Genomic DNA, 16,909 nt, shown 5'->3' on the forward strand with positions numbered 1-16,909 from the left:
ACCTCCGACACCGGACCTGACGCTTCCAGCGCGGTTCTGGGCACCTACGACTCAGCTCCCAACACCTCCGACTACACGTCCGACGCATCTGATACAGCCCCCGACGCGGGCTCCGAGACCGGTGGGTCGGCCGGCGCTGCTTCGGCCCGGACGGCCGATCCTGGTCCAGAATCCGGTCCCGCCTCGGAATCCACCGGCGATGCTGAGGACGAAGGCGCAGGCCTGGAGCGCGGCATCGCTGATGGCGGCCGGGAAGGCGTGCGCGATGACGCGTCGGCCAATCAGGTTCATCCGTCTGAGCAGGCCAGGCTCGAGGACGCCACGGGGCCTGGCGGTCCACCGAACTTGATGCCGCGGCTCCGCGATGCCCACGAACAGATCGAGCGCCTCCGAGAGGAGCTCGCGGCGGCACTCACGCGTGCCGAGACCGCAGAGAACGACCTACAGCTGGCTCTTGAGGCCCCCAGCACGGAGTCCGGCGACGACACGACGGGCGCCGACACGACGGGCGCCGACAGTCGCGCGGAGATGACCGAGTTCGAGGTCGAGCTGGATTCTGCCCGCGCCGAACTGGACGCCATCCGCGCTGAGTACGTCGAGCTAGACGACGCGGTGATGCTGCAGCAGGTTGGGATCTACGAGTGCCACCACCCGCTGGAGAACGCCGCGGCCTTCAAGGCCCGGCTGGACGACCTTCGAGACCGCATCAAGGACACCGTTCGCGCCAAGAGCGCCATCGAGGCATCGGAGCGATTCGCCTACAACAACAGCTTGGCCCAGGGCCGCCGCATGACGGCCGACTTCTCTAAGCTCATGCTGCGCGCCTACAACGCCGAGGCCGACAACTGCGTCCGATCCCTGCGCGCCGGCTCCATCGCGGCCGCCACCAAAAGACTCGAGACCGCCAAGGACACCATCGCCAAGCTCGGCGCCATGATGGAGATGCGCGTCACCGCCGACTACCACGCCCTACGAGTGGCCGAGCTTGAGTTGACCAGCGACTACCTCTTCAAGGTCCAAGAGGAGCGAGAAGCAGCCCGCGAGGAGCGCGAGCGCATCCGGGAGGAGAAGCGGGCCGAAGCCGAACTCGCCGCCGAACGCGAGCGACTCGACAAGGAACGAGCGCACTACGCCAACGCCCTGGCAGCCCTACAAGCCCAAGGCAAGGACGACTCCGAGATCGCCGACGTCGTCGCCCGCCTCGAGGCCATCGACGGCGCCATTGAGCAGAACGACTACCGGGCCGCGAACATCCGCGCTGGCTACGTCTACGTCATCTCCAACATCGGATCCTTCGGACCCGACGTGGTGAAGATCGGCATGACTCGCCGACTCGACCCCATGGACCGCGTCAAGGAACTTGGCGACGCCTCAGTCCCCTTCACCTTCGACGTCCACGCGCTCTTCTTCGCCGACGACGCCGTCACCGTAGAGAACGAACTCCACGCCGCCTTCGCCAAAGCCCGGCTGAATCGCGTCAATCCCCGCAAGGAGTTCTTCTTCGCCTCACCCGCACAGGTCCGCGACGTTCTGACTTCCAAGGTGGGCAACCTCCTGGACTTCATCGAGAGCCCTGAGGCGCCCCAGTTCTTCCAGAGTCGCTCCACCTGGCCCGCCAGACCAGCGATGCTTGACGCGGTCAGTCCGTGGGTCGAGACCGCCGCTGGTGAGCAGAGGGCACGGTCCGGAGGGCTCCTCTAGCCGAACGGGATCACGATGGTGCGGGCTGGCACACGCCCTCGGGCCAGGCGACGGCCCGCGACGGCTGTGACTGTCTGGTGTCTGCTCGCGCGCCGAAGTTGACGTGCGACATCTCGGAGGGATCCGACGATCCGACAGTCGAGCAGATCGGCCGCATCATCGAGCCGCTCGAGCACGAGCACGACCATCACCACCCGGATTCGCCGAGGCTCACATACCTGCCACCGCCGAGGCGTGGTCACCCGGCGAACCGCTAGTTCGGTCCGGGCGCGGATCAGCGTCGCAATGGACACGGTGACGCGACCCTCCCGACGACGCAGGGCCCATGGCCTGGGCGCCGGGAGCGGGCGTTGTTCTCACCTCCTTCATGCTCTCGGGTTCGCCCGGCCGGCGGGTTGCCACGCGCTGTCGCGCGCTGCGAACGGTCTCTCTTCAAGGCGCAGCGGAATTCCTTGCATCCACCGCGGGGGTTGCGCGGGGCTGTCGTCGGGCTATGCGCCTCGCGTGGCGTTCGAGGTGCCGTTGAGCGGCTCAGGCCGCGGGCTGCGGGCAGGGTGCGCCGTACGTGTAGTGCAGGTACTCCTCCAGGACCTCGTCGAGGGGGTCGAGGGTTCCGATGAGGCACATGATGAGCGTTGCCAGCATGATCCTGGTGGCGTCAGCACAAGCGGTGTCGGGGTGGCTGATGACGACTTCGTCGACGGCGCCGTTCCAGAGGACCCCACACAACTGGGTGCGGATGCTGCATGCCTCTTCCGGCGCGATGAACTCCAGGGCGATGGCCCCCTCGATCAGCATCTCGTAGCCGGGGCCGAGCCACCCCTGGTCGCGGCGCAAGAGCGCGAAGTCGATGAGGTGCGCGGCGTGTTCGATCAGCGCCGCACGGACGATCGGGGATGCGGACGACAGCTGCTTGACGATGCGCGGGAAGTGGGTCGGCATCTCGCCGATCTCGAACAGCTCCGTGAGCATCTCCACGGTGTAGTCGAGCATCATCGACGACACGCGCTCGCCGGCAGCGCCGAGCTCGGCGGCGCCGGGCTCGGCGGCCGCACGGTCGGCCTCGGCCAGCAGAGCGGCACCCGGCAGGGGACGGGTGGGGAACGCGGCGGGGAAGGGGTAGGTGTGCGGGTTCATCGGTTGTCCTTGGTGTTGTGGGGCGGGTGGTGTTGAGCTCAATGGTTCCGTTTCCGCCCTGCCCGTGTCGTCGCCCAATGGCCCCATCTTGGGTGTCCCCCAAACGTCGTAGCGCCTACGGCTCTGACATACCTGGCACGCCAGGACTGGAAGGTCGCCCTGAGCCTGTAGGGCACGCCTCGCCGATAGGCACGCCCCACTCCAGGGCCCATCGACGGGCCCTGTAGTGGGGTCGCAGGTAGATCCATCGTGCCTTCCGATGTCTGCTCGCTCTCCGGGGTGAAGGTGCGAGCCGAGGTCTGTGCCGCAGCGGGACCTGCCACACTTTCGCGATGACGCGGCTCAACAAGCGGATCGACACAGCCGCACAGCGTGCCACCTCCCCGCACGAGCTCGGGGAGCTCGCCAGAGACGAGGCTGTCGAGGTCCGTCAGGCTGTCGCACGCAACCCCTCCACTCCCGCGGACGTCCTGCGCTCTCTGCTTCAGGACCCGCGGTGGGAGGTCCGGTTCGGCGTCACGGAGAACCCGCACCCGCGGGCCCGCGACATTGCTCTGGCGGACCCCGACAAGGACATCCGGGGACTCGCCGCGCAGCGCAGCGACCTGGACACAGCCAGCTACGAGCGCATCCTCAACGACCCCAAGCACTACGTACGTGAGCGGCTCGCGGACGTTGTCGCCGACCCTCTGGTTGCCGCCGTCCTCGCGCGAGACCCGCACCAGACGGTGCGCGCCACCATCGTGCACAACCCAGCGCTGACCGATCCCGACGTCGAGATGCTCGCGCGCGATCCGATCGCCCAGGTCCGAGGCAGCGCTGCCGCGTCACGCCGACCAAGCCCTGAGACCCTCACTCGACTGGCCGGCGACCGTTCCGCCGCGGTGCGCTGGAGCGTCCTGGTCCACAACCCCGAGCGGCTCGACCTCGCCAAACTGCTCCTCCAGGACCCCAACAGCACGAACCGCACCCAAGCGCAGATCCAGCTGGAGAACCCCAGGCAGTTCACCCGAGTCCTCGGCGACATCATCCTCGTGCACTGACTCGGGCCAAGCTCGCGCTGGCGCTGTCAGTGCACGCCGTCCGATGCGCCACAGGGACGGCTACTCCGCTGACCTGCGACGATGGTGACTTGGTCGCGGATTCGCGATAGCGATGTCGCGGATTCGCGACAGTAGAGTCGCGGATTCGCGGAGCCCGAGCCGCGGATTCGCGGCCGCAGCACACTGCTCGGAGCTCGCCTGCGCCATCGCCGAAACGCCCCCGGCGCCGCCGGCGCGCCAGCACAGCCCTGCGCTGCTCGTGTGTCGCGGCCGGCACAGCGACTGCGCGCACCCCGCCGCTCCAGACGATGCCCAGCAGCCTCACGAAAGGGAGGCGGACGGCCACCGCCCACCAGGGGCACCGCTCCCAACAACTCAACAGAGGAACACCACACCAAACCCAGCAGACTGCCCCACAAGACGGACACCCAAGACCGGCCGTGACGGCGCCAGCCGCCGGGTGCGCACACCGAGCCAGAACGGAGGTGAAACCCAACCGCTCACGCGCACCCGGCGACAGCGCCGCCCAACCCGCCCCCAGCCAACCGCCCAGTCACCTGGCCCGTCGGTGGTCGCCGGGCAGGTCCCACGGCCGCCCCACGCGGCAGCCAAAGCCGCGGAACCGACAACAGCAGCGACACCACAACCGACAGAGGGACGACTTATCCCCGGATCGTCAAGGTGAGCGTCGAACGCTGGTCTGCGTGTTGTGGTTCAGGTAGCCATCGGCATGTGGCCGCCTACGTGATCCCGAACTCCGCGTGCTCGGCGATGGAGAGCTGGTAGTCCCAGTACGTCTCCATGTCCTCAAGCCACTCCACCGGCAGGTGCTCGTGGTCGATCCGGATGGTCGTCCACGGGTCGCGGGCCTCGTCGCGATGCTGCGTCAAGGTCACGGTGATGATGCTGGGACTCGCCAGCAAGGGGACCTGCTCCCAGAAGGGCACCTGCTGAGGGCCGGGGTCGATCATCCAGTCCCAACGACGAACCGCGCGGTGGGGCCTGGCCACCTCCACGAGCGAGGTGCGGACGGCCCCGTGCTCACCGGTCAGTTGGTCGGGGTGGTCGTGGGACCACGACCACTGCGACGAACCGATCTGGTAGTCCTCGGACCCTTCGTCGGAGTACGACCAGCTCGGTCCGGGCACCCAGCAGTGGCTCCAAGAGTTGAGATGGGCGAAGCCGAAGAAGAGCTTGCGGCGAGTGCCGCGGATCGTGCGTTCGGTGCTAACCGAGCCCAGCTCCCCGGACAGCGTGCGCGCGCCCGGCTTGCCGTCGACGTCGCGCCCGATGCGCCGTGCCGTGGCCAGGCCGGCCTCACCCTCGGGGATGACCAGAGGCGGTGCCGGGTTCAGCAGCTCGTGCGCGCGCGGGCTGTCCAGTCGCAGCACTTCGGGATCTGCGGCGGGTGCGGCCCAGACCTCCAGCAGGTACCACTCGATGGGCGGCCCGTCGTCGTCGGCGCCGCGGTGCTCGGCCCGGTCGAGTGCGTCGTCGTCGCGAGCGGCGCCACGGCCGCGGGCGCTGACCCGGAGCCGGTAGTCCCCGGGGGTGTCGAGCAGCGCGATGGCCGGGGTGTTGTCGATCATCTCGGTCACGACCAGCGGGCCGGTGGCGCGGATGCTGACCTCGACCACGTCCTCCCACCGGGGCTCCGGTGGGCCGGGTTCTGCGTCGAGCCATCGGGTGGTGACGTCGTAGGGCCCCCACTGGTCGCCAGTGTTGACGAACAGGTCCCAACCTCTGGTGGCATCGTCGTCGACGGTTACCAGCGTGTTCCCGTCCCACGGTGCGGCGAGCGGGCTCTCGTCTTCACCGCGGACCACGAAGACGCTGTGCTCCCCGGCGATCACGCCGCGGTCCTCGCGCAGGACCCGCGCCGAGCCTTGCGCTGTCATCCGCCGTCCTCTCTGTGGCCGGCGGCTCTCGTCCAAGCCGGTAAGGCGTCACCCTAGGACGACGTGCTTCCTCTAGGACGGCGAATCCGCTCAACCGTGCGGCCGCGTCTCAGTGAGCCCGTCGAGGGGGAACCGCAGCGGTGCCCTCCGGCGTCATCCCTGTGGTCCCCGGCCCGACTCCAACGGGCCGTCTTGCTCTGACTGGTGCTCGGACGGGGAGCTTTGACCCACCCCCGCCTAGGGCGGAAACGCCTCGACGGTCACGAGCGCGCCGACCCGTCAACAACGCAGATTCCTGACTCCGCTACGAACCGACCGCTTCAGCGGATCCTGGAACCCGCGTGCCGTCGGGCTGCCTCAGGCGACGCCGGCGTCGATGATGTGCCACGACCCGTCGTGGCCCCGCTGGAGGTAGTAGCCCCACGCACCGTCGGCAACCGTGCCGTCACCGCCGTCGACGTCAGCGGTGAAGGGCACGTAGGCCCTCCCTCCGTCGAGGGTGGTCTCTCCGAGCTCAAGGATCCGGGTCTTCGGCGGGCGGCTCCAGCGGTGGAGTTCCGTGCCGGGGCGGACGTCGATCTGGTTGGCGGTCTCGAAGTCGCGCCCGTTGACGGCTTCGACGTAGGTGCGCACGACCTGCTCCGGGGTTGCGTCCGGCCCGGGCAGGGGGACGTCGGCACGGGGGGCGGACCAGACGAAGCCAACCGCGACCAGTACGACGGTCGCGCCAGCCGCAATCGCACCGAGCCCGGTCGCACCGAGCCGGGCTGCGCGGGGCGACGTCGTGGCAGGTGTCGGCATCGGCGGCACAGGACACATGGTGCCCTCTGAGGTGCCCTCCGAGGTGCCGGTGCGGGACCTGAGTTGATCGACGACGCACCGCCGGACCTCGACGTTCGAGGAGTCCCGCGCGGATTGCGCAGAATCGTGGGCGCGTCCGTTCCGCGGCCGGGACACTGCTGCCATGAGCGAGGCCTCGACCGACCCCGGGACGTCGGCCGTGACCTCCGGCCGTGCCGGCGGTCGGGCGCGTGCGCTTCTCGGCGCGGGGCTGGTGGTGCTCCTCGTGGCCGCGGTCGCGGTGTGGGCGGCGCCGAGACTCGGATCGCCGACGCTGTTGGGCGAGGACTCCGGTCTGGGGTTCGAGGCTGCTCCGCGGCCGGTGAGCCAGGCCGCCGGCTTCGCCGGCCTCGCGATCCCCGGCTCCGAGGTCAAGGACGAGGCGCTGACCTTTCGTGGCGTGCCCTCGGTGCGGTTCGAGACGAACACCGCCGCGGCCAGTGCCCGTGTGGCGGTGTGCGTCCGCGCGGACAACCAGGTTCCCGTCGGCTCCGCCTACCTCCGCGACCTCGACGAGTCCTGCGCGCAGGTGCGCGACGTCGAGGAGGGCACGCGGCTGCGGTGGGACGCCGACGTCCGCGAAGACCTGATCCTGATCATCATTCCGACCCGGCCCGGGGTCGCGCGGGTTGACCAGGTCACCTACGACTACCGCATCGAGGGCGGTCCAGGCGGGACCGATGTGGGCGCCGTGGAGTACACGATCCGCGCCACCTAGGCCGGTCGAGACTGCGCCGGCGCAGCCAGCCCAGACACGACGCCGACGGCAGTAGCAAGCGTCTGGTGGATGCGGTCCGGTCTCCGTCGCGCCGTTCGCGATACGAGGCTCCGACGTTGCCGTCACTCCGGAGTGTGTGAGCTGGGGGCGGTCAGCGCTGACCTGGCGGAGCACCATGACAGCCGACCGCGACGGTCGTTGGTACGGCCCGTGGTGCCGCCATGCCCGATGCGCCTTCGCGACCGACTCTGGCAGGACTCCTCGGATCCAGGAGCTCTTCACGACCTCCTGCAAGCCCTCGGGGGCGGACGAGGCGCCTAGGTACCTCAGGACCGGTCACGCGCGTGCACGACCGGCTACGTCTTCCGGTTCACCCACGTCATCCCGCCTACGCTTGGGTGGTGATGCAACACAGCCAGGGGGAGCAGGCACCTCTGCGGACGCTGTCGATTCGGCTTGAGCCGACACCATTCGGTGCCCTGGTGCGACTGCTGGTAGCCGGCAAGGACGTGCTGGCCGCGACGGGGAACGACGAGCCAAACGTCGCGTCCGACATCCTCGCCACCGGGGCGATGCTTCCTGTCGACCCTCCTCGTCGAGTCGCGCTCTACGGATGCGGTTGTGGCATCTTCCGCTGCGCCAATGTGGCGGTGCTCATCTCGCAGCAGGGCAACACCGTCTCGTGGAGCAATGCCATGTCTGTGACTGGTGAGTACGGCAGCGCCTTGCACGGGGACTCCGAACAGGTGCCCGACCCAGTCGCCCTGCTCGGAGACGACGCGTTCCTCGCGCACGACCTCCATCTGCCGACGATCTCGTTCGCTGCAGACCAGTACCCGGCCGAGGTGAACAGGGCCACCGCTGAGGCGAAGGCGCTTGGGTGATCTACACCAGCCGTGTAGACCCGCGGCTCGATCACGGCAGCCGCCCCAGGGGCATCGGCCGCTTGTCCAGTCCGGTGGCGACGGGCCGACGTGTCGCCTAGGCCCTTCGTTTCGCATCGTGGCGTCCGAAGAGTCTGCAGAGGAAGCCCACGATGATGACGGCGAACCACACTGCAGCCGTAGCAGCCGTAGCAGCCGTAGCAGCCGTAGCAGCCGTAGCAGCCGTGGAAGCCGTGACGCCCTCTGGATGATCCTTCCGACAGGGGATCGCCACAGGTAGCCGGCCCGCGCCAGATCCTCGCTGGGATGGAGACACCTCCGGTCGCGCTCCAGCCAGGTTGCCGCCGCCCCGCCTCGGACCTCACGAGGAGGAGCATCGCCTTTCATGGGCATCGGCAGCCAGATGCACGCAAGTCACGCTCGAAGCACTCGGTGCGACGCGGCCGATCGACCGGGGGCCGGGCGGGCCAAGGTTCAGTCCTGCCACTGCCCGTCGACACAGCCGGTCTGTCCCACGGCGTCCGCGCTCCTGTCGGAGATGCAGGCATCTGAGGCGCTGTCGGAGGTGAAGTCGAACAGCAAGGCGAGCAGCATGGGCAGCGCGCTGAGGGTCGCGAGCGGCACCCGCAACAGGCTCGACTTCCGCACCTCGAACAGCGCGTAGGTCAAGGGGACCAAGAACGACAGCGCGTAGGGCGATGGAACCACGAACGCGGCGACAAAGAACGCCACGCCGAACCCGATACGGCGGCGCCGGCGCAGCACCGATCTCGCCGTTCTTGCGGGAGACGTTTGAACGTCAGTGCTCACCAGGCTCCGATCTCCATTGCTCCAAGCCAGCATGCCTTCGACGGCGCACCGTCCGCACCCGACTGGGAACCACCACATCCGCTCATGCGCCATACCGTGCGGCGCTTGCACGCCTTCGCACTCGACCGGGAGACGTCACGCGAAGCCCCCTGCGCGCGCCGGTGCTTCCACGACAAGCGACGCACGTCTTGACGGGTATCCGCCATTGACCGTGGTCGTGAAGGGATCTATTTTCTGCGCACCACTAGGCAGAGACAATGGCGTTTTGCCCTAGCTCCCTGTCACCATTTGGGAGGGCCCATGAAAAGATTCTGCGCCATGCTGGCTGCCTCATCGCTCTTGGCGGCGCCAATCGTCGTCGCGCTCCAGATGCCAGCGCACGCGGCCTGCGCGGTCTTCGCGCGAACACCGACTGTGAACTCGACCTACGACACCGTGATCGCCAGCGGCGGCCGTAGCGGCTGCGGTTCGGCAAAGCAGATCCTGGTCGAGTTGAAGCTCAACCAGGTCCTCTACCCGGACAAGGTACTCGCCTACAAGAGCGGGACGTACACCAATGTCACCCTGCGCCCCGAGGCGCGCTGCCGGGACGGATCGCACGAGTACTTCACACAGGTCGGGGGAGCCGCTGGAAGCGCAGCGTCGGGACGCAAACGGGTCACTGGTGAGAACTGCTGACTGAGCCACGGAGATGACGTCGCAGCCGCTTGGCAGCAGCGCTTCCGCTGACGGCGTCCAAATCGAGTTTGACGCGGTCAGTGCCGGTTACGGGGGAGTGGTTGCACTCAACGCAGTCTCGTTCCAAGTCCCCTTCGGCGTTTGCGCGATTCTGGGACCCAACGGGGCAGGGAAGACCACCATGCTCTCTGCCGCCGTTGGGCTCAAGGAGTTCTCGGGAAGCATTGTCGTCGCGGGCGCGAAGGTGACGGCGGGGAAACCACAGCGCAACGTCGGTTACCTTCCCCAACAGTTCACCCTCGCGCCCACCTTCCGCGTGCTGGAAACCGTCAGCTACGCCGCCTGGTGCAACGGCACGGCGCGCAAGGACTCCGAGATCTTCGCGCGCCACGCTCTCGATCAGGTCGAGCTGCAGGACAAGGCCCACCACCGCGTCTCGACGCTCTCTGGAGGGGAGCGGCAACGGTTAGGAGTGGCGTGCGCCATCGCACATCAGCCGGCAATCCTGCTCCTCGATGAGCCCACGGTCGGCCTGGATCCAGCGCAGCGATCTCGGTTCCGTGAGTACCTCGACCGGATCTCGCAGCAGGTGGCCGTCCTCCTTGCGACTCATCTCTTGGAGGACGTCCAAGTGGTGGCTGACCGCGTGGTCGTGCTGCGGCAAGGGGACATCGTGTTCGAGGGAACCAGGGACGCCATGGCGTCCTTGGCGACCGATGCTCGGTCGGAGTACGAGTCTCCGCTCGAGAATGCCTACCGGCGACTCATCGAAGGTCAGAACTGAGCCGTGCCGTTCTTCCCCCCGAACCGTTGGCGCATCGGCCTGGTCAATTTCGTAGGCACCGCTGCGCTCACCGCCCTCCACAGTTGGCAGATTTCAGGGTGGGCGTACGGCGATCTAGCGGCCGCGACGGCAGAGTTCCGCCAGGCTTTGCTCGTGGCCGGCATTTTCGTAGCAGGTGTGGCGGCCCTCGTTGGTGGCGGAATCTCCCGTCCCACTCTCGCCTTTGCCTCGGCCGGCTCGATGCGACGGGGTTGGCCACTCGTTCGGGCGCACGTCAGCTTCTTGTTCCTCACCGCGGCGCTAGGCATGACCGCGGGGCTGATGCCGACCTTGGTGGCTGTTCTGTCGTCGAGCAGCTACGGCTCGCTGGGGTGGGCCACCATCATTTCGGGCTACGCTGGCTTGCTTTTTTACCTCTCGGCCGGATACCTGGTCGGGTGTCTTCTTCCGCAGTACGTAGCTGTTCCCATGACTGTGCTCGGGGCCTATCTGCTTCTGATCGTCATGCCGCCAATCCTCAGTCCCGTTTTCACCTTCGACGTGATCAGCGGGCAGCAAGTACCGCCAGGTGCGACCCTGGTGCGCATCCTCTTCTTCTCGGTAGCGTCCGCCCTTTTCGTGGGGGCGGCCTGCGCGTGGCTGCGTCGGCGGTCTCCATCGGAGAGCAGGTCAGCCGTCGCAGCTGTGGCCGTGCTGGTGTTGCCGCTGCTCATCGTGGTGTGGAGCGCTCGCTCCTATGACACGCCGCTCGTCGAGTTCGACGACGCGGCCCCTGTGTGTGAAGAGGCGCAGGGGCTCCGTGTCTGCGTCCATCCCGCCAGGGCCACGCTGCTCCAGCCTTGGTTCGCCGAGATGACGAAGGTCTGGGAGGCATTCGGCACGACGAACATCAGCCCACCGAGTGTCGTCGATGCGACACTCGGCGTCAGCAGCGACGGCGTGATCCCCATCCAGCTACAGGGGCATGACCGTGACCGATGGCTCGAGTCGGCGGTGGTTGATGTGGTGAGCAGGTTGACCGGGGTCGATGCGTGCATCGAGTCCGGGGTGCCGGACCAGAGGGCGCTGGACACGAGCGGGGCGGCGGGCGCATGGGTTCTCGAGCAGGTGGGCGCGGACCCGAACCTGCTGTTCCAGTCCCCGCAGTCGCAGACGGAGCTCGAGGAGCTCCTGAGCCTTGACGTCGAGCAGGCACGCACGGTGATCGCAGCAAACCTGCCCGAGCTCGCCCAGTGCCGAGCGGTAGCGCTCCTCGACAACTAGAACCTCGAGCGAAGTCTCTGATGCTCCTCAGCTGTCTACGCTCCAGGTCGTACAGCGCCGCCGCAGCGGCTGTCCTCCTCGCCGTCGTGGGCATGCTCGTCGCTGCGGACTACGGCTACCTGATGCGGGTCTCCGTCGGCCTGCCGGTGCGTCCTGTGGACGTCGCAGATGTGGTGACGGTGGTGGCCGCGTGCCTCGTTCCAGCCATCGCAGCCCCCCAGTTGTGGGCCATCGAGCGGATGCAGCGCCGACCTCTGGTGCGCATCGTGTCCGCGGTCCTGGTGCCTTCGTTGGTGGCCCTCACCTCAGCGGCCGAGCTGATGTTGCAGCAACTTGGCCTCGTTCCTCTCGCGCCCGGCCTTGCTGCTGCGTGCTTGGCGAACGGCCTCTTCTTCGGCTCGGTGTCCATCCTGGTGGGGCTACGTCAACGGCGGCACATCGGCCCGATGGTCGGCATCGGCGCCTATCTGCTGGGCGTGCTCAGTCAAGCTCTCACCCTCCAGATCCCGTTGCCCGCAGCACAAGCGGCATCCGGGCTCATCCTGGTTCTCAGCCTGCTGATCTTCCTGATCGCCACCGTTTCGTTGGGGCTCACGATGGGACGCATCGCGCCGGCCTCACGCGACTTCGACTAGGCGCCGCCGACGTCGGGTGCCTCACGCTGGCCGGCGGCGAGGCAGCGTCCCGTCGACCTGTCGTGTTCTCGCCGATCAAACCGAACCGAACAACGCGCGATCTTGCCGGGAGAGGGGCACCTAGAGGCTCGAACGCTCGACGGCCTACCGCCTCCGGATGCGACGGGGAAGCGGTTCGATCGCCCGGGGGACCGCGATGGCGAGGGCTGAGTCGAACCGCAGGTCCGTCTCCTCCTCGAGGTCATCGACCGGCACCTCGAAGACCGCGAACTCCTCAAGTGCGAGCTGCTCCAGGCCCTCGAGGTCCTGCCGCAGCACGAACGCGTGCGCCCGCAGTTGCGCGTCTGTGCTGTAGACGATGAGTTTCCAGTACGAGCGGGGTACCAGGACGCCGCGGTAGGGGAGGTCGTCGGGGGCCAGGATGGGACCAGCGAACACGTTGACGCGCTGCCGGTCGGCCTTCGTTGAGGTCAGCAGCGCGTCTTCGAGCTCACCCCACACGCCAGATGCCCGGGACTGGTTGAAGGTGTCGCGTTGCGAGGCGATGTTGGTGAAGTAGAACGAGTCCTCGTTGGCCTGCCGGGCCTCGGCCAGCGGCCCTCACAGCAGGTCTGCGCGGCGGGCGAGGTGGCCGCGGTCGAGTGGGTTGTCGGCGTAGACGTCCTCGAGGGTCTGCACGTCTGCGGGCAGGCGGGGGTCGGGTCGGAAGTCGACGCCGTCGCGGCTGATGGAGTCGGCGATTTCGAAGTCGGCACCGTCGATGTTCCAGGCAACCCAGCGGGCCCGGCGCCGGGATCGGCTCATCGTCAAGGAGAAGTGGGTGTAGTCGATGACGGGTGTGCCGTCCAGCAGGACCGCTTCGTCGGCGAGTGCGGCCGCGACGACGGGCGCCGCGATCCCGAGGTCCGCCCGAGGAACGCGGTCTAGTAGCCCATGTGCGCAGTCTCGCAGGACTCTTCGAGGGAGCTTTGCGCAGGAGTGCCCGCCTCCCGCGAGGAGGTTCGCCATGAGTTCGCGCGGGTGTCCGGCTCCGGGGGTCGCATCGCCGGTGAGGCCAGCATCGGCCCAGTGGCAAAGGCGTCACGAGTGCTTGAATCGAGACTCATGCGCGTGGCCGGCATGGTGCGAGCCTTGACTTCTCAGAGCTGCGATTTAGAGCAGTAGCCGAGGAGCTAGTTCGGCATGCGATCCCGTGTGTTGAGGGTGAAGTTCACGCTGATGCGTTGGGTGCCTCGCTGCCCGAGGAAGCCGGCGCGGCGGTAGTCCAGGCTCACCCCGTCGAGCTCGAACAGGCCACGGCCCTCGGCGCTGAGCCGGAGTAGCAGCGACTCCGCCTGATCCCGCCCGTCCAGCCGCCCACCGGGCAGCAGCGGTCGCACGTCAGAGCAGTACTCCCGCAGCTCAAGCGCCGAAGCGCCGCCCCCGAGCGAGAGCGGTTCGTTCGGGTCATCCACGCAGACGATGACGTCGGCTCTGAGCTGTCGGTCGAGGTCCACGTCACGGCCGTCGATGGTGACCGCGCCACGGTCGATCCGAACCTCTGAGAACCTCAGCACCTCTCCATCTGCCAGCGGGGCGACGTCGGCCAGCGCCATGTAGGTCTCCTCGCCAGGACCCCTGTATGCGGCCCCGTCGAGGAACTGTGAGGTCAGCGCCTGGGGATGGGTCCACCAGTAGCCCACAGCGACCACGCCGCTGAGTAGGCCAAGCACCAGCACCGCGACCAGTGCCGGCCGGGCCCACTGCCGCGCTGGAGGTGACACGTCGGTGTCGGCCACCGCGTCACTCAAACGATTCCCCTTGCTCAGGACGGGCGACGAGCCGTCCCCGCGGGCCACCAGTATGCGGCGTCCGGGGCGCCACCACGCCCGAACGTCGACAAGAGCAGCAGCGCCGACGGTGCCGGCGGTAGATGTCTGGCCCAAGCAGGCGTGCGTTCTGGTTGGGGTTGAGACATGTCGATCGTGAGACCTTCTGCGCGAGCCGGGGGCGGCTGGGCAGCGTTCGGCGAGGGCACGGTAGTCGTCGGCGTCGAGTCCGCGACTGTGTTGGTCGAGCACGTCGGTGATCGCGGCCGCGACGTACTCAAGCTGCGGGTCAGACGGCATGGGGTGGTGTCATGCGCTCGAACGTGGCATTCGTGGGACCCGCTTGGTTGTCCGTTTCAGCAACTATCGTCATGGCCATGACACGTGCGAGTGCTGCTGAGTTGCTAGGTCGGCAACGTGCGCGGCCCAGCGTGCTCGCTGCCGCGGTCGGCGTGGTGGTGGCCTACCCGTTGCTTCTCGCACTGATGTGGCTTTCTCTGCGCACCGGGGAGGCGTACGCACTGGCCAGCACGAACGCGGTGGCGCTCGCCGCTGCGTCGGGCATGGGGGTCGCCGTGGTCGCCTACTGCCGAGTCTTCCCGGCCGCCGCCACTTGTACAGGGTTGACGGTCGTCGGCTTGGTTTTGTTCGGGCTTGTGGAGACGCCTGTCGACCCGACACCGTTCGACGTGCTGGCTCTTGAACCGGCCCGTCTGCTGACGTTCGCGGCGAAGCAGCCCATCACCGCGATTGTGGGAGCGACCATGGCGGCGGCCGGGTTGATCGCCGGCGCCGGCGCCGGCATCGAGAGGACTCGTGAGGTGCGGGTGCTGGTCGCGTGCGGTCTCGCCTTCATGGCCGTTGGCCTGTTCTCTGCGGTCTCCAGTGACAGCGGGTTTGATCTGTTCCTCGGCGTCGCGACGGTGGTAGTCGGTGCCCTGATGGCGTTGTCGAACGTGGCGGCGAGGGCTGCCTCGCGCTGATCACCGCGTGACTGTCGACCTGGCGATCCGATACCCCCCTTCGAGTCACGAGCGGCCCGGTCGATCACACGCCGAGCCGCTGCGGCGACGCTCGTGCTTCTTCCAGGGCCTGCTACTCGAGACAACGCAGCTAGGCGAGAACCCAGCAGGACGCTCTTGAGTGCGTCGTGGTGCGGCTTCTCAGCCGTTGGCCGCGGGGGAGGCTGCTGAGGTGTCCATGGCGGCTCGGGCGCAGCCGATCGCGAAAGTCGCGACGTAGTCGACGTGGCCACAGGCTGCGACCTCGGCGTCGTAGATGACCCGCATGGTGGTCGGCGGCAGCCCGACCGCGGCGCGCAGGTCGTTCACCGCCTCGAGCATCACCGCACGCTCGTGCAGCACCACTCGACCTGCGGACCTTGGGTGCCGTCGAGCTCGGTGACCTCGACGAGGTCGCTGCGCCGACGCCGCTGAGCGGTCGCAGCGGTCAGGACCTCCTTGAGGTGGGTGATGTGGCGGCGGTACGTCTGCTGACCGCTGGCACCCTAGAAGTGTTCGCTGGTGGCCCTCGGCGTCGCGGCTGCGATCGTCATGTCCGCGATCGAGCGGGCCGCGTCGGCGCATGCGCTGAGCGACAGGCCAGCTGCACGGCGGATCTAGAGTACGGGTGCATCGGGAGATGAGGTGACGGATGTCTGAGGGACCTTCAGTCGGCGGGGAGCTGGCGGCATCCCAGCCGGATCCGGAGATCTACGCGGTCGAAGGATCCCGGTTCGAGAACGACGAGGACATGCTGCTCGACATGTTCCTGGGCGACTTCGACGAGGTCGACGACCTCAGGCAGCTGAGGGACTGGGTCGCGGCGCGCGGCGCCGGTAGGCGGAAGCGAAGGCTGGTCTCGAACGAGACGAAGCTCGAAGTGTTCCCAACCTCAGGAACCGTCAGGATCTCGGGACGCTGGAACCGTGACTGGGGAGAGAAGTCCATGAGCCTTCAAGACTTCGTCGAGCTGTGCAACGCCTTGATCGCGCGAGGCCACCCTGACGGCTGAACTGCGACACTCAGCCCATGGAGCACGAGCGGGTGTACAAGCTGCTGTGCATACAGGCCTGGGCCGACGAGGTCGGCCCCACGCTGGAGCACCTCATCGCATGGCTGAACAGACGAGATGGCGACACGGAGTACGTGAACAACCTGATCGATCTCGAGCTCGACCGCGAGGGCCGCGAGGTCAAGCTGTGGACCGTCCTGGACGGCCACTGGTCGCAGACTCTTCCGGTCGCGCGGCTCAAGATCATCCTCGCCACGACCATCGCCGGCTTCGAAAGCGGTCGAATCCTGGCCCCAGGCGAGGTGCAGAAGCCTGCAGCCGTTGACGAGGCAGCCCTGCTGGAGCTCGAGTCTGATAGGTGGTTCTGGGACAACGTCTGGTCATCGCCGCGGATCTAGTGCCTCGCTGGTCGTCTGTCGTGGCGAGATGGCCACGACAGCAAACGCGCGGGCGTCAGACCTCGCGTGTCTCTCCCTTACCCGCGGGCTCGAACAGTGCAATCAACCAGTCAGCACATGCCTCACCTAGAAAGACCTAGAACCCGGCCGCTTTCTAGGTCTTTCTAGGTGGACGACCCAGCGCTCGAAACAGATCCGATGTCACCCATCCATGCAGCAGACCCGAGGGCACGCGGCTGCGGTGGGATGCACACGTCCGCGAGTACCTGATCCTCGTGATCATCCCGACTCGGCCCGGG

At 67.6% G+C, this 16,909-nt stretch carries 17 protein-coding genes and 1 pseudogene; 11 read left to right on the forward strand and 7 right to left on the reverse strand.

The window, feature by feature from the left end:
- Positions 1 to 258: 258 nt before the first annotated feature.
- Positions 259 to 1,701: an SNIPE associated domain-containing protein gene (locus IG63_RS0115160; protein ID WP_211249346.1), complete on the forward strand. Its 1,443-nt coding sequence runs from the start codon at positions 259 to 261 to the stop codon at positions 1,699 to 1,701.
- Between the two features lie 531 nt (positions 1,702 to 2,232).
- On the opposite strand, the gene IG63_RS0115165 is transcribed toward IG63_RS0115160, so the two are convergent.
- The gene (locus IG63_RS0115165; RefSeq protein WP_030485204.1) at positions 2,233 to 2,838 is read right to left on the reverse strand and encodes a hypothetical protein; all 606 of its coding nucleotides are present in this window, start codon (positions 2,836 to 2,838) and stop codon (positions 2,233 to 2,235) included.
- Between the two features lie 332 nt (positions 2,839 to 3,170).
- Between IG63_RS0115165 and IG63_RS0115170 the strand changes: the two genes are divergently transcribed.
- Positions 3,171 to 3,881 (forward strand): hypothetical protein, encoded by a 711-nt coding sequence (locus IG63_RS0115170; RefSeq protein WP_030485205.1) that lies wholly within the window; start codon positions 3,171 to 3,173, stop codon positions 3,879 to 3,881.
- 740 nt (positions 3,882 to 4,621) lie between these two features.
- Here IG63_RS0115170 and IG63_RS0115175 read toward each other — a convergent pair.
- Positions 4,622 to 5,734 carry an SRPBCC family protein gene (locus IG63_RS0115175; RefSeq protein ID WP_157210209.1) on the reverse strand — a complete coding sequence of 371 codons (1,113 nt, stop codon included), beginning with the start codon at positions 5,732 to 5,734 and terminating at the stop codon, positions 4,622 to 4,624.
- A 402-nt stretch (positions 5,735 to 6,136) separates the two neighbouring features.
- Positions 6,137 to 6,589, reverse strand: coding sequence for a hypothetical protein (locus IG63_RS22745; RefSeq protein ID WP_157210210.1), 453 nt, complete (start codon positions 6,587 to 6,589; stop codon positions 6,137 to 6,139).
- A gap of 256 nt (positions 6,590 to 6,845) precedes the next feature.
- On the opposite strand from IG63_RS22745, the gene IG63_RS0115185 reads away from it, so the two are divergent.
- Positions 6,846 to 7,337 carry a hypothetical protein gene (locus tag IG63_RS0115185; protein WP_157210211.1) on the forward strand — a complete coding sequence of 164 codons (492 nt, stop codon included), beginning with the start codon at positions 6,846 to 6,848 and terminating at the stop codon, positions 7,335 to 7,337.
- A gap of 401 nt (positions 7,338 to 7,738) precedes the next feature.
- Complete coding sequence (locus IG63_RS0115190; protein ID WP_030485209.1) at positions 7,739 to 8,221, forward strand: hypothetical protein; 483 nt, start codon at positions 7,739 to 7,741, stop codon at positions 8,219 to 8,221.
- Between the two features lie 474 nt (positions 8,222 to 8,695).
- On the opposite strand, the gene IG63_RS0115195 is transcribed toward IG63_RS0115190, so the two are convergent.
- Positions 8,696 to 8,986 carry a hypothetical protein gene (locus IG63_RS0115195; RefSeq protein ID WP_030485210.1) on the reverse strand — a complete coding sequence of 97 codons (291 nt, stop codon included), beginning with the start codon at positions 8,984 to 8,986 and terminating at the stop codon, positions 8,696 to 8,698.
- 363 nt (positions 8,987 to 9,349) lie between these two features.
- On the opposite strand from IG63_RS0115195, the gene IG63_RS0115200 reads away from it, so the two are divergent.
- The 4 genes from IG63_RS0115200 to IG63_RS0115215 all read left to right on the forward strand — a co-directional run bounded on the left by IG63_RS0115200 (position 9,350) and on the right by IG63_RS0115215 (position 12,391).
- The gene (locus IG63_RS0115200; RefSeq protein WP_157210212.1) at positions 9,350 to 9,709 is read left to right on the forward strand and encodes a hypothetical protein; all 360 of its coding nucleotides are present in this window, start codon (positions 9,350 to 9,352) and stop codon (positions 9,707 to 9,709) included.
- Between the two features lie 13 nt (positions 9,710 to 9,722).
- A complete protein-coding gene (locus tag IG63_RS0115205; protein WP_051706944.1) occupies positions 9,723 to 10,493 on the forward strand; it encodes an ABC transporter ATP-binding protein in 771 nt (256 codons plus the stop codon).
- Positions 10,494 to 10,496: 3 nt separating this feature from the next.
- Positions 10,497 to 11,756, forward strand: coding sequence for a hypothetical protein (locus tag IG63_RS0115210; protein WP_030485213.1), 1,260 nt, complete (start codon positions 10,497 to 10,499; stop codon positions 11,754 to 11,756).
- Between the two features lie 86 nt (positions 11,757 to 11,842).
- Entirely contained in the window at positions 11,843 to 12,391 is a 549-nt protein-coding gene (locus IG63_RS0115215; protein WP_157210213.1) for a hypothetical protein, read from the forward strand.
- A 144-nt stretch (positions 12,392 to 12,535) separates the two neighbouring features.
- Here IG63_RS0115215 and IG63_RS21670 read toward each other — a convergent pair.
- Both IG63_RS21670 and IG63_RS0115225 read right to left on the reverse strand, forming a co-directional pair.
- A pseudogene (locus IG63_RS21670) lies at positions 12,536 to 13,399 on the reverse strand (DNA/RNA non-specific endonuclease).
- Positions 13,400 to 13,563: 164 nt separating this feature from the next.
- Positions 13,564 to 14,169 (reverse strand): hypothetical protein, encoded by a 606-nt coding sequence (locus IG63_RS0115225; RefSeq protein ID WP_157210214.1) that lies wholly within the window; start codon positions 14,167 to 14,169, stop codon positions 13,564 to 13,566.
- Between the two features lie 461 nt (positions 14,170 to 14,630).
- Between IG63_RS0115225 and IG63_RS0115230 the strand changes: the two genes are divergently transcribed.
- On the forward strand, positions 14,631 to 15,182 hold the full coding sequence (locus IG63_RS0115230; protein WP_030485216.1) for a hypothetical protein: 552 nt from the start codon (positions 14,631 to 14,633) through the stop codon (positions 15,180 to 15,182).
- A gap of 180 nt (positions 15,183 to 15,362) precedes the next feature.
- On the opposite strand, the gene IG63_RS0115235 is transcribed toward IG63_RS0115230, so the two are convergent.
- Complete coding sequence (locus IG63_RS0115235) at positions 15,363 to 15,563, reverse strand: hypothetical protein (protein ID WP_157210216.1); 201 nt, start codon at positions 15,561 to 15,563, stop codon at positions 15,363 to 15,365.
- A 289-nt stretch (positions 15,564 to 15,852) separates the two neighbouring features.
- Between IG63_RS0115235 and IG63_RS0115240 the strand changes: the two genes are divergently transcribed.
- Positions 15,853 to 16,212, forward strand: coding sequence for a hypothetical protein (locus tag IG63_RS0115240; protein WP_030485218.1), 360 nt, complete (start codon positions 15,853 to 15,855; stop codon positions 16,210 to 16,212).
- 17 nt (positions 16,213 to 16,229) lie between these two features.
- Positions 16,230 to 16,610, forward strand: coding sequence for a hypothetical protein (locus tag IG63_RS0115245; protein WP_030485219.1), 381 nt, complete (start codon positions 16,230 to 16,232; stop codon positions 16,608 to 16,610).
- Positions 16,611 to 16,909: the final 299 nt, after the last annotated feature.

Origin of the sequence: Nocardioides aequoreus (assembly GCF_000720335.1) — a bacterium.
Taxonomy (GTDB): domain Bacteria; phylum Actinomycetota; class Actinomycetes; order Propionibacteriales; family Nocardioidaceae; genus Marmoricola; species Marmoricola aequoreus.

What these genes read in the sequence shown, in the direction of transcription:
- IG63_RS0115165 (WP_030485204.1), bottom strand. Translation starts at nt 2,838, where the DNA reads ATGAACCCGCACACCTACCCCTTCCCCGCCGCGTTCCCCACCCGTCCC.
- IG63_RS0115245 (WP_030485219.1), top strand. Translation starts at nt 16,230, where the DNA reads ATGGAGCACGAGCGGGTGTACAAGCTGCTGTGCATACAGGCCTGGGCC.
- IG63_RS0115205 (WP_051706944.1), top strand. Translation starts at nt 9,723, where the DNA reads ATGACGTCGCAGCCGCTTGGCAGCAGCGCTTCCGCTGACGGCGTCCAA.
- IG63_RS0115240 (WP_030485218.1), top strand. Translation starts at nt 15,853, where the DNA reads ATGTCTGAGGGACCTTCAGTCGGCGGGGAGCTGGCGGCATCCCAGCCG.
- IG63_RS0115170 (WP_030485205.1), top strand. Translation starts at nt 3,171, where the DNA reads ATGACGCGGCTCAACAAGCGGATCGACACAGCCGCACAGCGTGCCACC.
- IG63_RS0115200 (WP_157210212.1), top strand. Translation starts at nt 9,350, where the DNA reads ATGCTGGCTGCCTCATCGCTCTTGGCGGCGCCAATCGTCGTCGCGCTC.